General features: G+C 45.0%; 11 protein-coding genes. All 11 read right to left on the reverse strand.

Features of this window, described 5'->3' with window-relative positions:
• Window positions 1-450: 450 nt before the first annotated feature.
• On the reverse strand, window positions 451-1,287 hold the full coding sequence (locus AC50YG_RS18855; protein WP_494828591.1) for an alpha/beta fold hydrolase: 837 nt from the start codon (window positions 1,285-1,287) through the stop codon (window positions 451-453).
• Between the two features lie 189 nt (window positions 1,288-1,476).
• Window positions 1,477-2,193, reverse strand: a complete 717-nt coding sequence (locus AC50YG_RS18860; protein WP_494828593.1) for a hypothetical protein — start codon at window positions 2,191-2,193, stop codon at window positions 1,477-1,479.
• 165 nt (window positions 2,194-2,358) lie between these two features.
• Window positions 2,359-5,526, reverse strand: coding sequence for a hypothetical protein (locus AC50YG_RS18865; RefSeq protein WP_494828595.1), 3,168 nt, complete (start codon window positions 5,524-5,526; stop codon window positions 2,359-2,361).
• A gap of 260 nt (window positions 5,527-5,786) precedes the next feature.
• Window positions 5,787-9,167, reverse strand: a complete 3,381-nt coding sequence (locus AC50YG_RS18870; RefSeq protein ID WP_494828596.1) for an RCC1 domain-containing protein — start codon at window positions 9,165-9,167, stop codon at window positions 5,787-5,789.
• 248 nt (window positions 9,168-9,415) lie between these two features.
• On the reverse strand, window positions 9,416-10,210 hold the full coding sequence (locus AC50YG_RS18875; protein WP_494828598.1) for an ABC transporter permease: 795 nt from the start codon (window positions 10,208-10,210) through the stop codon (window positions 9,416-9,418).
• Between the two features lie 18 nt (window positions 10,211-10,228).
• Window positions 10,229-11,017 carry an ABC transporter permease gene (locus AC50YG_RS18880; RefSeq protein WP_494828600.1) on the reverse strand — a complete coding sequence of 263 codons (789 nt, stop codon included), beginning with the start codon at window positions 11,015-11,017 and terminating at the stop codon, window positions 10,229-10,231.
• A gap of 12 nt (window positions 11,018-11,029) precedes the next feature.
• Complete coding sequence (locus AC50YG_RS18885; protein WP_494828602.1) at window positions 11,030-12,037, reverse strand: ABC transporter ATP-binding protein; 1,008 nt, start codon at window positions 12,035-12,037, stop codon at window positions 11,030-11,032.
• 27 nt (window positions 12,038-12,064) lie between these two features.
• The gene (locus tag AC50YG_RS18890; protein WP_494828604.1) at window positions 12,065-13,648 is read right to left on the reverse strand and encodes a nucleotidyltransferase family protein; all 1,584 of its coding nucleotides are present in this window, start codon (window positions 13,646-13,648) and stop codon (window positions 12,065-12,067) included.
• Window positions 13,649-13,658: 10 nt separating this feature from the next.
• The gene (locus tag AC50YG_RS18895; protein WP_494828606.1) at window positions 13,659-14,282 is read right to left on the reverse strand and encodes a hypothetical protein; all 624 of its coding nucleotides are present in this window, start codon (window positions 14,280-14,282) and stop codon (window positions 13,659-13,661) included.
• Entirely contained in the window at window positions 14,269-14,892 is a 624-nt protein-coding gene (gene tmk / locus AC50YG_RS18900; protein ID WP_494828608.1) for a dTMP kinase, read from the reverse strand. The genes AC50YG_RS18895 and tmk overlap by 14 nt, the downstream gene beginning before the upstream one ends.
• Window positions 14,889-15,578 (reverse strand): SDR family NAD(P)-dependent oxidoreductase, encoded by a 690-nt coding sequence (locus AC50YG_RS18905; protein WP_494828610.1) that lies wholly within the window; start codon window positions 15,576-15,578, stop codon window positions 14,889-14,891. Before AC50YG_RS18905 ends, tmk begins: the two co-directional genes overlap by 4 nt.
• Between the last annotated feature and the right edge of the window lie 5 nt (window positions 15,579-15,583).

Consider the following 15,583-nt stretch of genomic DNA (forward strand, 5'->3'; position numbering starts at 1 on the left):
CATTATAGCTAAATTATACCATTCACTCTAGCACATGAAAACTTGAAGTAAGGCAGCTTCCTGCTTTTCGTTGTATGCTTCTCGTTTCATAGGTCTGCTCCCTGTACAAAAATCAATTTGGCGGACACAGCAGACCCTATATCAATAGAATCACGGGTTATGCAGCAGGCTGCGGACTCAGGCGCTGCTAATGTGCTGCAAATGACCATTTTGCCGGGATGAGGAGGGCTATAACGGATTTCCTGTCTGCTTACGGCCTAAAATCGTATCAAAAGCAAGAATAGCGGAATCTCAGTCCGCACCAAATTCGCTTTATTTACATAACCTAGCCTTCATATAAAAAACCGCTGAAAACCAACCTGCCTAGAGCGAGCTCTTATTCGGGCCGGTTGGTTTTCAGTGGTTTTTATGTGCTAGACCGTATCCTAATTCTTATTGTTATTGTTATTCTTACTCGTTCAGAAAAGCAATCAAAGCTTTATTGAAGGCTTCGGGATGTGTCGCATTCACGCCATGCGGGCCGCCTTTAATTAAAGCAAGCCGGCTGCCTGCAATGGCTTCGTGCGAACGTTTTCCGCTGACTTCAAATGGCACAATAGCATCCGAATCGCCGTGAATAATGAGCGTCGGCACATTTATTTTTGCTAAATCATCACGGAAATCGGTGAGTCCAAACGCTTTGATGCAATCTAGCGTCCCCTTCGGGGAGGCAAAAGCGGCAATATCACGGTTGTACAATCGCGCTGGCTCACTTACCAAATCCGACTTGTCCCCAGCGGCGAAAAAGTTTTTAGTAAATCCATCGAGGAAGGCCAGGCGGTCTTGCTTTACCCCGTCCTCAAACTCTTTGATCAGGGCATCGTCGACACCGCCCTCTGGATTACCCTCGGTTTTATATAGGTATGGCGGGACAGCTGCCGCCAAGACGACTTTTTGAATCCGATCCGTTCCATAAGTGCCCATGTAGCGGGCAACCTCGCCTCCGCCCATTGAGAACCCCACGAGTACAGCCGCTTTCAGGTCAAGATGTTCAAGCAGCTTATGCAAATCTGCAGCAAAGGTGTCATAGTCGTAGCCTTCCCATGGCTGAGAGGATTGTCCAAATCCGCGGCGGTCATAGGTAATGACACGATAGCCAGCGTCGATCAGCGCTGGCACCTGATACTCCCACGAACGTCCGCTCAGCGGCCAACCGTGAATGAGCACCACCGGTTTTCCAGTACCCCGATCCTCATAAAAAAGCTCAATCGGAGCATTATTTTCAGATCCAACCGTTAATTTTGACATGTGAAGCACTCCTTCCAAGTTTGGATCATAACCTTGCAGGCAGCTCTCTTCGTTCTAACTAGTTAGTGAAATTACACACTGCATGCCGTTGCTGCAATATTATTCCCCTTAAAGAGGACAAACCAAACAAAGTAGAGGCTGCACAGCCCGTTATGATTATGCACTTCCACGATCTGCCGCAGCTCTTTCTTACGGCGTCCATTGATCGTGAATAATGCCAACAAGTGCGCGATCATCCCCTATTTTCTCGAACACGAGACGCAGGCTGCGCCAGTCCATCCCCTCAACTGCCGGATCAATACCGTCAATATAATATTCCACGAAGTCATAGCTTTCCTTCGGATACACTTCGTTCAGATTATTGGTCGTTGTGCTTTTCCCCTGAACTTCGTTTAGCGAGATTGTGCCATCCTTTACAAAATCCGCATCATAAACAAATTGTTTATAATAATCGGCATAGGTCAATTGAATCGGCTCACCTGATCCAGCAGACGTCCCCCATACGTATGTTTTGGAATCTTCCATTAAACCGTTTAGCGTATCTTGCTTAAAGGTAAGGTCTGATTCTACGTCAACGTAAGCATAGGGTGAAAAGCGAACTCCCTTCTTTGCATGTACCCAAGCTGCAACGGTTTGCATATCACCTCTCTTAATCGCCTTCATGACGGTTGCCGCCGCTTCCCGCACTGTCGGAGGCTGCCCCTCCACTGGCTCCTCAGGCTCCTGTTCCTGTCCCTGCTCTTGCTGGGACTGCTCCTGCTCTGGGAGCTGTTCAACTGTCGGCTGCACTTGTGGTGCAGCTGTCTCTTCTGCCTTCGGAACCGTGTTTGGCGCACCTGCACAGGCGGTCATCATGAGCGTGATTGCAACCAAAACCATCCATCCTAAGTTTCTGACCTTATACATAAGCCCACTCCTTTGCCTTTTCACATGCGTTCCATCCTATTATTACCCCTTTTATCATTATGCCCTTCGAAAAAATAAAACAGGCCAGCTCATCCGTGAGCTGGCCCCCAACAATCCTTCACAATCTATAAGTCATCTATTACATGCATGCATTTTAAATGCCGCTTACAGCTCGATTACCGTATAGCGAATCTCTTGCTCCTCGACCGGAGCTGCTGCAAACAGCTCGGAATCACCCGCATTATCCACATTTGGCTTGGATACTACAAATCCCTTCAAACGGTCATTTGTCCGCTGCGAGGCGTATGCCTCTGCCTTGCCTTCAACCATCATCTCAATTCTGTTGACGTTGTGCAAATTAACGCCATCGTTAATTGACATGCCCGCCAAATCAACGGTAGGAACCTTAATAGACCAGACGGATAACAGTCCTGGCATAATTCGGGTACGGCCATCACCTACGACGCCGCCTGCCATAAAGCTGCGCTTCTCTCCTTCGGGCTGAAGGTTCACTTCATATTGATACAAGCCTAAGCTGCTTTTATGAATAAAATCATGGCGCCTCGCTTCCCGATCAAGAAAGGTGGAAGAACCGGAATGCATAAAATCAACATATACTTCCCCGTCCGTCTCACGCGCTCCAGGCAGCACAACCCGGCAGCCACTCACCATCATATGTGCTTTTCCGGCGATTTTGCTCCGAATGAGAAGGTTGTCAAGGGATAGAGAGAATACAGCCGCGTCGCCTGCGCGCAGCGCTGCAAACTGCTCCGGGAACGTTTCCTCCTTAAAAATAAACTTAATATTTTCAAACGGCTGAATGGCGCTATCCGCGGCATTCAGCATATTTTTCAGCTTGACGACCACATCGGCATGGATACCGCTCAGCTCTGCGACATGGCTGTCTTTGATTTTCGGGAAGCGATCATCTCCCAAGGTCATATAGCGGAATGCCTGATATTCCTGATAGAGGAAGTCGATCAAGGCAAGCCTGGCCTGACTGAAGCGTTCAAAAATATAATTATGGAACAGCGGCAAGCTTGCATCCATGCCATCACCAAGGTTTTGGCGCAAGCGATCCTCATTGGCATGAAGCTCAATCAGTTCAGCCGACAGCTTCTCGTCCTCTAGGAAATACGCACTGTAGGCTGACGATTTATTCTGATAATCCTCGACAACATTAAGGAATTCATAAAATGTCTTCCGGTATTCCCCCGCTTTTTCGGGAACCTTATCGTAAACCGGCTTCAGCATTTCCTCAAATTCCTCCCGCGACATCGTCATCAGGGTCGTATTATATCCGAAATGATCTTGTGCGTTGTTGATCTGCTTCGTCAGGTCGATCAAGCCGCCGCCCTTCTCCCACAGCGCACGGCCGGCTGCCGCAGTCTTCTTGACCGAATCCAGCGATTTGGACAGTTCCTTCTCCTTCTCTTTCTTTTCCTTCTTAATGGTCTTATCGCTCTTGAAGGTTTCGTCTATGACAATCGTCTTGCCCTCAGTCGCCAGGTTGCTAATCGCCGATGCCAAAGCACCGCCAGCTCTGAGCGCTCCAACTACAGGAGCTACACCCGTAGCCAAAGCAACACATGTAACAACTATATCTACGGTTATCTTCAGCGACTCCACACGCAGCTCGTTTTTCAACGCCTCGACAAACGCCGTCGCTTTCGTTTGCAGCTCCTCGCCTTTGCTGTTTACATCCTTCAGCATCTCGTCGATATAATGCTTAAGCTCGTTTCTCTCTTTAACGAGCAATTCTCGGCGTTTCTCCATTTCCGCTGCTTTGTCCGAGGATTGAGCAAGGGCGTCCTTTATGACTCGTACCTGGCTGTCTTGGTTGCCCTGCACGTTTAAATAATCCTTATATAAATCCTCCGCTTGCTGAGCAGCCGTTATTAAGTTGCCGCCAAGCTCCAAATAGCGGTCGAACGGCATGAGTGGAACCCAGTTCCATGGGTGTCCGAAATAATCAAGCCCTTGACTGAGCTGGGCAATCAGAATAGCCGCTTTGTTGCGCAAAGCCAACCACTGAAGCGAAACCTCCAGCATGTGACTTTTGAAATCTTCAAACCGATGCACCTCATCAGCATATACCTCATGCAGCACCGCGTAGCGAAGCTCTTCAAACCAATCGGCATTCGGCATCGTTTTAAGCAGCCAACTCAGAAGAACTGCCGCTTCTTCCAAACGCTCCTCGCTCGAAGCCAGATAAGCAATGCTGGCTTTGTGCAGCGTAAGGCTTTTCTGCTCTAGAGATCCCATCAGCCGCTGATCGAAAACGAGCAGTTTGGAATCATCCGGCCGATGAACCACATTAAAGCTGCCAAAAAAATCGGTATAATCAATAGACGCAGACTTTCCATCATTTTTCATTCCACAGCGTCCCGGCCTGCCGTCTGCCGCAGCTGCCTTATACTCGCCATCGTTGCCGTTTGTTCCATCTATTCCGTCTTTCGCCCTACGCGTTTTACTTTTGTAATATCTTTTGCTAGTTGTCATATACATTCGCACAGTTTCAGTCTCAAAAAACCAGCCGCCTTGACCGCCTTTTCCACCGGCTGCTCCCATGCCCGGCTTTGCCTGCTCACCGGCCTTGCCCGCCTCGTTCTCCATCGTAATGTAGTGCTCATTGGCGGAGATGACGTAGCCGACGATAATATCTCCTCCGTTGCCGCCAATTCCAGATGCTCCGGCATTCCCGCCTCTCCCCCCGTTGCTGCCGTCGGTGCCTGGTGTTGGATCGTCGTCAAAGAAAATACCAACCTGGTAGTCTACTCCCTTATTACCGCCTTTGCCTTTGCCTCCGTCTCCGCCATTCTCCCCGCGCCCGCCTTGGCCGCCGTTAGCGATTAGCTTTAATTCACCCTTCAGCTCGAAGCTCTCTGCCGCCAATGTAATAGCGCCGCCATTGTAGCCATTTGATCCAGATTTTCCATCTGTACCATCCCCGCCTGGCTGGCCAGGATTGGTTGCCCCTGTACCTTCTTCAGCATGGTCAGTCTTAGTAAAGTTGATTGCGGGTTTTTCGCCTGATGCATCGATTACAGCCTCTCCCTCAGAGGAGATGATACGGGCATTAATGGTAATGTCTTTTCCTTTTGTCTCAAGCTTGCCCGACAGGCAAACGGTATCCGCATGAATAACATAATCGCAATTAGTATCCTTTAAATATTCAGAAGTCAAAGTAAAATCAGCAGCCGTTAAATAAATCGTATTTCCCCTCTTGCCCCGCTGAACATTCGAATACTTTAATTGACTAGCGAGCCATTCCCGCTCCATATTTTGCTGCGTAAGTCTATTCTCACCAATATTACTTTCTGTTGTGGGCATTCCCTTCGCCTCCCTGTATTTTCCTCATTAAATAGCGAAAAACCAGATTACTTCCATTCTTCTATCGGCTATATTCCTGTAAAAGCTTGTAAGCTTTCACTAAATTCATCTTATCAAATCGCTCTGAACGGATTATGAACCATATTCTCCCTGCAAGCCATTTGCTGAAAATAGAATGAAGCAGAAGAGCAGCCCTGCACAGGATATAAAAAAACAGGCTGCCACGGGGCAGCCTGCTATTTTATCTTCTTTTTAATTTTTTACGGTGCTATCAGCAAATTCAAATTATTGACGATTCCAGGCGTGTACCTTTCACCGCTGCCGCCTTCACCAAGCATGCCGTCGGCACCGTCACCCCAAGCCCATAAGCTGCCATCTGCTTTTAGAGCATATGTTGTATTACTGCCCCCTCCGTTGATCGCGATGACATTTGAAATGCCACCAACAATGCCGGGAGTATTTGTATTATTGGTATGGCCAAAACCTAGCTTGCCGCTTTGGTTGCTGCCCCATGCATATACATTTCCAGCTTCATCTTGTGCAAAAGATTGATAATTCCCTGCACCGAGCAAAGTAATTTTCGGCAGATCCTCAAGTTCAACTGGAACCAATTGATTGGCATTTGTTCCGTTGCCTACTTGGCCCATTTGATTAAAGCCCCAAGCATATACACTTCCTGTCACGCTTAAAGCAAGAGCATGCTGGTTACCCATCTTCATGGAAACGATATTAGTTAGTCCCGATACTTGAACCGGAACATTGCTGCTTGTTGTCGTGCCGTTGCCAAGCTGTCCATTTGTATTGTCGCCCCAAGCCCAGACGGTTCCATCAGCTTTTAAAACGTAGGAGGAAGCGTATCTAGCCTGGATTTCGAGCACATGCTCCAAGCCTGGTACTTGAACAAGCGGTGTATAATCCCCCCATGTCCATACGGTTCCATCACTTTTCAACACAAGTGAGTTAGTGCCGCCTTCTGCTGAAATCGCAATAGCATGATCAATCCCATTCACTTTAACTGGTGTGTTGTTTGAGCCCCTGCCCCATTGCCATACGTCGCCTTTCGAGGTCAGAATCAGGGAATGGCCAAAGCCAGCTTGTACCGCAATAATATCACTTGGCAAGTTAGGCACTGTAAATCGGCTAGGAGAAGCTGTCGTCGTCCCATTGCCAATTTGCGCATTCCAGTTAGCACCCCATGTGAGCACTTGGCCTATCGCGTCCAGCACAATGGCATGGTTCGATCCTAATGAGAAATGATTTTGCGGCAAAATAGCAATTTCATTCACTTCATACTCCAGTTCCTCAGAGTCCAGACTCGCTTCCCGCAATGAATCTGCTGCATTTGCGGTTATCGTATGTGTTCCCGGCGCTAAAGCATTCAGTGCAAGCGTCAGAGTATCCGTTGTTGCCGTGCCAGAGGCTAGAATTGTTGTTCCATCTGTGTCGTAAACCGTCACCGCGCTGCCAGCAGTCAGTTCGCCAATCGTAATCATTGGCAAGTGATTCGAATACGAACCGTCTACTGAAATAACAGGCTGCCCCATTATGCTTTCTTGACTTACAGCTTTCGCTACCTGTCCTGTTGTAGGAGCCACTGCATTTTTCGGTGTCACTTCAAAAGTAATGTATTTGCCAGCATCTTCACTGCCAAGCACATACGTTAAGCTTGTCGCTCCATCAATTGCCGTATTATTAATGGTCTGTTCGTAGTCATCCGAGCGATACCACTGATAGGTTGTTCCCTCTTCTGCATCCCCATCGGTATCCCAATAGTAATAATTCCCTGTTAACGTTTGGCCTACTGCAAGTACACCTGTAACTTGAACTCCTTCTACGTATGGAGCAACGGGAGCGTTTTTCACTGCGCCCGTAGCTGCACTTTTAACAGTATCTCCAATTGTTGGTTCTGCTGCATTCGCTGGCGTAACCTCGAAGGTGATATAATACCCCGCATCTTCCTCGCTGAGCACATAGGTTGAGTCATTTGCTCCGTCAATTTGCGTATCGTTCGATCCATTCTCATCATCCGAACGATACCATCCGTAAGCTGTCCCCTCTTCCAAGTCGCCATCTGCATCTTGGTAAGTGTAGTTGCCCGTTAGCGTTTCCCCAACAGTCGCTGTCCCGCTAATAAAAACATCGGATGCCGTTGGAGCCTGTGGTGCTGGTGTTGCTGTCGGTTCAGGCGTTGCTGTTGCGCTTGGCTCTGGTGTTGCCGTTGCACTTGGCTCCGGCGTCGCCGTTGGTTCTGGCGTTGCAGTAGCCGTCGGCGTTGCGCTTGGTGTCGGTGTTGCTGTTGACGATCCAGTTGATCCCGTTGTTGTAGTTGCTGTTGGCGCTGGAGTAGCTGGTGGATTTTCAAAAGTCGTCCCCGCGCCTCCCGTATTAATTGTAGCCAGTACAATTGTACCTTGACCTAACATTCTCACGACCGTATCCAGCACAAGCGTGTTAATCCTGCTCGCTTGGCCAAGGTTAACTGTCGAGCCTGTTGCTCCTGACTGGACATTCAACTGCTGAACAGTACCTGTCGGCAGGTCAACTTGAATTTGCTGAGCGCTGACATTGACCGTGTTGAACGAGCCTTGCAGGGTTACTTTCGAGCCTGCTGGCAGTGCTGCATTTACGTTTACATTGCCAAAGCCCGTTGCTGAGCCAGATTCCTGAATAATGGCAGAAGAATTAATCATAACAAGCGCAACGGTTGTTGAGCCTTCCGACACGATACGTACGGTTCCCGTGCCTGATTTTTTGTCGATAACAATATCAATAAGCACCGAGTCGTTAAAATGAATACTGTTCTCGCCGCCGCCTTGAACGGTGACTGTTCCCGTTACTTTTACGTTATTCAAAAACGCATCACCGTTGCCGATGCCTTCGCCCAATAACAGGTCGCCATTAATGACCATGTTTTGCAGCGTCACGCCGCCTGTGCTAACAACGACATCTTTATTAACCGTCTCAACTCCAGTAGCTGGACCATAAGTTCCCGCCGTGTCATAAACGGTAGCTTGCGACTCCATTGCCCGGTTCAGCGTTACTACCGCTTCTGCGCGAGTAATAAAGGCTGCTGGCTTGAACGTATTGTCCACGCTGTAGCCCTTCATAATCTCCTCAGCCACGACTGCGCCAATCGCATCCTTGCTCCAGCTGGCAAACTGATTCGCATCTGTGAAAGCTGCTGCTGTAGTGCTGGATGCCGGATTAATTTTCAGCAGACGGATGACAATTACCGCAGCCTCTTGACGGCTAATCGGCTTGAAGGCTCCGATTGTTCCATCCGCATAGCCGGAAATGTAGCCTGCTTTCACCGCTTTCGCGATATCGGCATAAGCCCAGTTTGTAGATGGCACATCACTAAACGAAATTTCCGTTTGCTCAGTAAAACCGAATGCACGATTGACCAGTGTTATAAATTCAGCTCTTGTAATTTGATTTTCCGGCTTAAAGCTGCCGTCCTCATAGCCTGTGATCAACCCTTTGCCGATCCACTCCGAAACTTGGCTTTGCGCCCAATGCCCTTCAATATCGGCTGGGGTTGCCGCTGCTGCTGTGGCACCAAATGCCATACCAAACGACGACAACAATAGACATGCTGCAACTGCTGATGATACAAGCTTTTTGACTAGTTTGTTCTTCACGATAGTCCTCCTAATAATTCTTCTTCACTATTGATTGGTTCTTTATTCCTACTAATAAATAAGTATAACTCTACCCAATGACAGCAAAATGACAAACTTCGATAAGGAGTATGCAAATCCGATAGAGAAACGGCAATCCTCAAAAAAAAAAGGCCCTTCGAACGAGCAAAAGCAGCCTTTCCGAAGGAAGGACTGCTTTTGTTCGTTTCTTGGTATATGTTAAAACAAATGTCATCATGGTCAACAACTCAGCCGCCGGCACCTTGATACTTGTTCGCACCATACATCCAGAACCTATAGCCTGCCCAATAACAAAGGGGACCGACAATTGGCACCATCCACATTGCCCATTGTGGCAAAAGGGTGGCATCATTAGATAAAAGGAATGCAGCTGGATAAAAGCTAACAAATGCCAGTGGTACAAGGGCAGTAAGCAATAATTGAATAAACGTTCCGAATATCGGCAAAGGGTACGCAATAAAATCTTTTAATCTAAAGAACAGGGTGAACATAAAACTAGTTCTAATCCATATAAAAGAAACAGCACCGATGATGGTGAGGATTCCAGCATAAATCATAGCACCGCTGACAACGACTAGCATTAAGTATATGTACTCGCTCAGCGTCCATTGCATATTCAACTTCGAGATGGCCCAAATCAAAACAGAACCGGAGATTAAAATATGGGCGATGTACCCTAAGTTGAAGCCTCTGCTTACTAGGTATAGATAAGGATTTACAGGTTTTATAAGCAAAATATCAAACGTGCCCTGTTTAACCTGGCTTTCCAATTCACGCATCTGTACAAAAGAAAAGGACGCCCCTAATGCATATGTAAAGAGACCGATGCTATACAAAAGGGCTATTTCAGGCCAAGTCCACCCAGCTATTGTGTTAAACCTTTGGATAAACAACCAGATTATAATATAGTCTCCGGCATATGCGATGATTTGAGCAAAAGCGGAAAGGATGAAATCAGCCCGATACTCCATTCTTTCTTTTAATAATAAACGAACTAGCTTGCCAAACAACTGCAGTGTCATGAATTTCCGCCTTCCTCTTTATCCGCCCTGCACAACTAAGCGACGCACGGCTCTAGTCCAAAGCCATTGAACGAGGACAAGTAATCCAACGATCCATCCTACCCCCATGGCAAGTACCTGCCATAGCTCGCTGCTCGTTATATTGCCTAAATATATGGCAGCCGGGACATAACCCATGTACTGAAATGGCAGCATTTTCGCTACAGAAGCCCATGTAGGGGGGAAAAACCAAATGGGCAAAAAAGAGCCAGAGAAGATAGTAATTAGGCCTCCCATCATCCAACTAAGAGCAAAATGATTCATAAACCAAAACGCGAGTAAAGAGATCAAATAACCAAGAAGAAATGAAATAATAAGAGCTAAAACCAGTGCAAATAAAAAAGCGAAAAGGTTGGTTGATGTAGCAGGTGGAAGTATTCCGAAAAACAGCCCCGCTATAAGGAGAGACGGTACAACGGTGAAGGCTAGCTGATAGAGCGAATTGCCTAGCCCGTCAAAAAGTAAATATAACGGGTACGATAGCGGCTTGATTAATTCAGAGGCAATCCCTCCCGATTTTAAGCTTCCATCTACTTTACTGCTTACCCCATTTAACAACAGGGCAAAAAGCAGCGTATTGATAATGCTGTATGTAATCATTTGTTCGGCCTTAATACCCACTACGCTGCCGTTTCCAATAACGGCTCGCCAGATTTCGACCTGGATCAGAATCGTGACAAAGTTGCCCAGTAAACGGAGCCAAACCTCCGAACGGTAAGCTAGCTGGTTAGAAAAAGCTTTCATTGTGAACATAAGATACATTCTCATTCCTAATCCACCTTAACCAATTTGGCGTTTTAAATCCGCTTCAGCCAGTTGTTGATAGAGCCGACGGATAACAGAATCGATATCCGCACTTTCAATTGAAGCATCCTCAACGGGATACTTAGCCGCAATTCGACTCACAAGCTCAAATACGCTTGCATCACTTCTTGCAAAAGAATAGGTTCGTCTTAACCCTTCCTCTTGAAGCAGTGTTATGCCTGGCATATCTATTAAGCCTGGTTCTTCTCGAAAATCAATGACAACTTGGCGTTCATTCCCTAGTCTATTGCGGAGCTCTACAACGGACCCGTCGTAAACGACGCTCCCTTTATTCACCACAATCATTCTCGGACATATTTCCTCTATATCTTTCATATCATGTGTCGTTAAAACGATGGTTACTCTTTTATCACGATTTACAGTACGCAAAAACTGCCGAATTTGGTCCTTGGCGATCACATCAAGGCCAATTGTAGGCTCGTCAAGAAACAGAATTTTGGGTTCATGTAAGAGCGCCATTGCAATTTCGACGCGCATCCGCTGCCCTAGACTTAATTGTCTCACTGGTTTTTGAATAAACTCCTTAATGGCTAGCAATTCAACGCAAAATTCCAAATTCTTTTCAAACGTTATCGGAGGTATCTTATAAATGTACTTGTGCAGATCAAAGGAGTCCTTGACCGGAAGGTCCCACCATAGTTGGCTTCGCTGTCCGAAGACCACTCCAATTTGCCGGGAGTTATCCTTACGCGCTTGATGAGGCACGCTGCCAAGTACTCGCAGCTCTCCAGCAGTAGGCACCAAAATTCCGGTCATCATCTTAATCATTGTTGATTTCCCCGCACCATTAGGACCCAAATAACCTACCGCTTCCCCTTCTTTAATGGAAAAACTAAGATGACGAACTGCCGTTTCTTCTATATACTCACGTGTAAATAAGCTCCTAACGGAACCAAGGAGCCCCGGGAATCTTTTATACTGACGATAAGTTTTGGTGATATCATTTACAGAAATAATATCCATACCACAATTACGCCCCCATTTTTCCACTTAATGATTCACAACCTCTAAAACGGGCATATTGATCCAAAAATCCTTCTGGTACGGCGGCGCCGTTTGCCAATGTGGGATTCTGCCTAGCAAATTATCTATGACCCCTATCATATATCCAATATAATCGCCACTTCCATGGTTTTCATAAGGCAAATAAATGAGCAAGCTCCCATTATCATTTTGAAAATCAGAACAGCCTTGTAGGACATCTTCTTCTCCCGCATGGTCAAATTTAGATCTTTCAACGGGTTGAAGCCTATTATTTTCTTTGCGAATAATGACTTGATGGGTGAAATAATCTGGGCATTCCAGATTGGGATTTATAAGAAAAATCATGATTTCCTGATTTTCAGTAAGGCTATTTAATGTTGCTTCGGAAAGGTTCAAACGGAGTATAAGTTGATTTTCCTCATATTCAAAGGTATAGCGCAGATCAAATTTATTATCGTTTACTAACAACTGCCGCCACTGGCGATCGTTTGTTTTTATGGGGTCGCAATAATTTTTATTATGATCGCTAAAAGCTGCTTTTTTACTCATTAAAGCGATCTTTTTCTTACGCTGCTCTGCATCAAGAAATAATCTCTCTGTTATGCTGATATCCCATTCATAAAATGATGGATTATGATGGATGGCCTCGTCTATTTTTATACAATCAAGAAATGAAAGATCGGTGCCGGCAAATATCTCTTTAATTTGCTTTATAACCAGAGCAGACTCTCTGTTCAATTCATACTTAGCCAACCATTTATTTAAGTTATCCCCTTTCATTGCTTGCTCATATTTTTTCATGAACATGACAATATCAATATAGTTTTTAAGGGCTGGAATACGCTCATCGAAGCCCTCAGCATCATTGAATGCATTTTCAAGCAAGGCAATACAGCTATGCTCGAGATCTAGGGTTTTTACATTTTCATTGCCCTGGATAGGAATAAATTGAGTGGATTCCAGAAAGGATGTGATCTCTTTTATGGATTGATGCAGATGCCTTCCCGTCTCAAGTACAACGTATCTTCCAGAATGGGTCTGTTTCCAAAACTCGAAAAATTCATGACTTTCCGGAGCTTTCAATATAGGCTTATCCAAATAAAAGAAATCGTCTGGGTCCTTCCTGTCTATGTGATACGTATTTTTATTTCCTATGGCACTATGAAAGCCGCATACATTTAACAGCTCATTAATTTCATACATCTCGTTTTCATCAATGAGTAAATCGATGTCCCGAGAGTCCCTCTTATAAGCATCGTCATAGATGAGGATTGATAAAGCGATGCCTTTGTTTAATACAATATTCACATTCATTTCTCTGGCTTTATCAAATAATAATTTAATCTCATTCATTCTCTCATCGATAATTTCCACATGGTTTTGGTATATGGTTTCACATGATTCTTTTAAGCTATCAGGTAGGATAGGAGCTATATTGTCATAGGTTAAGGCAAAAATTTTATGCTGCTGTAACAAATTTATTAAAATAGACCAATCTATATCCTGAAAACAATCAGCCGCTAGTTGATGATTATTTATCACACTTTTTGACACTTCTAATAATGCTGCTTGCTCTCTAGTTAATTTCATATATCCTCCATCATATTAGGGCGTTTTCAAGTGTTAGAAGTCTATCTTTAAACTTTTTCACATTACCATAAGCTTTTCTCATTTTTAAATCGTCTGGATTTATCACCCTTGAAAAAGGTAATATCGCCTTGCTTCTAACGATTAAGGAGAGCGTCATTTCATTACTTGGAATGACGCGATGAAAGCTGCCCGCTTCAAAAAAATAAGTGTCGCCCTCTACTACCTTAGAGCTGCGAGTTAATTCAATTTCTACTTTATCCATCTCAAGCTCCGTGACCTCATATTCTTCGTGGGTATATTCACCGCATAATAGGATGACTGCAAAATTAAACCTATGATCATGTATACTTTCAAAAGGCCATTTATTTTGCGGCCAGTAATGCAAGCGACCACGAATTCCGGAATCTTCGCTGTTCCATAATACATATTTTTCAAATCCCAAAGGATGAATTTCCATGAGTGACGCTAAATTGCCTAATTGATCTTCAGATTCTTGACGCAATTCTGAAAGCCATTCTGTAACCTTCTGTAAATTCACCTGTTCCTTTAGCAAGCCGCACATTAGCTCTAACTCCGCTTTACTTTCTAAGGTATATGCACGATCTACAACTTCAACAAATTTATTTAATTCCATACGAATAACCTCCCTTTGCACTAATGATTTTTTTCACATTTAATACAATTTCAGAGTGAATATCTTGGGGAGCTCTTTCCCCATCCATAATTAAAGCATCCTCAGGTAATACCGTTCGAAAAGCTTCCCTTACATTAATAAAAATAGACGGGTCTTTTTCTTCATATTTTAGATGCCCATCTCGGGCCTGTATTCGCTTAATGGTGATTTCCGGCTTAATATCTAAAAAAACAGTTAAATCTGGCTTGCGTATTGAACCATAAAGGTTTTTAATATCATTTATACACATACCCCGAACTTTGAAATAGGCATAGGAACTGTAAATATAGCGGTCAGATATAATATTAACGCCCGAGTCCAAACGCTGCTCCAAATCATGCATATGGGTTATTCGATCAGCAGCAGACAGCATCGCAATCACCCGCATGTCATGGACCTGCCCATTATCAAGATAGGACCGCACTCTGGGATCATTTCTATATTGATCAGTTGGTTGCTTTGTGTTGTACAATTGCAAATTATTATGTTCTAACCATTTAGTAAGCATACCGATTTGTGTCGTCTTCCCTGCTCCGTCCAACCCGCACATTGCAATTAATAGTCCACTCAAAATGTCATACCTCCATTAATATCTATTGAAGCCCCCCATATATAGGAGGAGGAGTCACCAAGTAAGAAAGCGATTACATTGGCAACCTCTTCAGGTCTGCCGATTGTGTTTGACAAGGTTTTTTTTCGATGATAGTCGCGCCTCTCTAAGGTTTGTACCTTTGACATATCTGTATCTATAATTCCAGGCAATATGGAATTAACCCTTATTCCCTTCGGAGCAAGCGAAAGGCTAAGGCTTTTTGATAGTCCCAGAAGTGCTGCTTTCGATGATGCATACGCAGGGTCGCGACTTCCCACTTTAGCAGCTGTACTTGAGGTGCAAATAATGTTGCGTAAACGATCACAGCCTTGTTCTAGCAATAATTGCACGATAATAAATAAAGAGGTTACATTCACAGCGTGAACTTTCTGCCATAATGATACATCGTATTGCGAAAGACTGAGGTTAGGATATATTCCAGCCAAATGAACAATACCCGTTATGTTTTTCAAATCATCTTTATATAAATCGAATGCTTTCCTTATTTGCTGCTCATCACTTAGATCGCAATGTATAGGAATATCCACCGCTGTACAGCTAGTCTTCAAATCAATACCAACTACTTGAACGTCCCGCTCTTTTAACTGCCTTATTAGCTCTGAAGCTATGCCCCCTCCAGATCCCGTTATTAAAATTTTATCCAATAGAT

The organism is Paenibacillus sp. J31R34 (assembly GCF_059383715.1).

Coding starts and splice junctions, on each gene's coding strand:
- AC50YG_RS18855 (WP_494828591.1), bottom strand. CDS start 1,287: ATGTCAAAATTAACGGTTGGATCTGAAAATAATGCTCCGATTGAGCTT.
- AC50YG_RS18860 (WP_494828593.1), bottom strand. CDS start 2,193: ATGTATAAGGTCAGAAACTTAGGATGGATGGTTTTGGTTGCAATCACG.
- AC50YG_RS18865 (WP_494828595.1), bottom strand. CDS start 5,526: ATGCCCACAACAGAAAGTAATATTGGTGAGAATAGACTTACGCAGCAA.
- AC50YG_RS18875 (WP_494828598.1), bottom strand. CDS start 10,210: ATGACACTGCAGTTGTTTGGCAAGCTAGTTCGTTTATTATTAAAAGAA.
- AC50YG_RS18880 (WP_494828600.1), bottom strand. CDS start 11,017: ATGAGAATGTATCTTATGTTCACAATGAAAGCTTTTTCTAACCAGCTA.
- AC50YG_RS18885 (WP_494828602.1), bottom strand. CDS start 12,037: ATGGATATTATTTCTGTAAATGATATCACCAAAACTTATCGTCAGTAT.
- AC50YG_RS18890 (WP_494828604.1), bottom strand. CDS start 13,648: ATGAAATTAACTAGAGAGCAAGCAGCATTATTAGAAGTGTCAAAAAGT.
- AC50YG_RS18895 (WP_494828606.1), bottom strand. CDS start 14,282: ATGGAATTAAATAAATTTGTTGAAGTTGTAGATCGTGCATATACCTTA.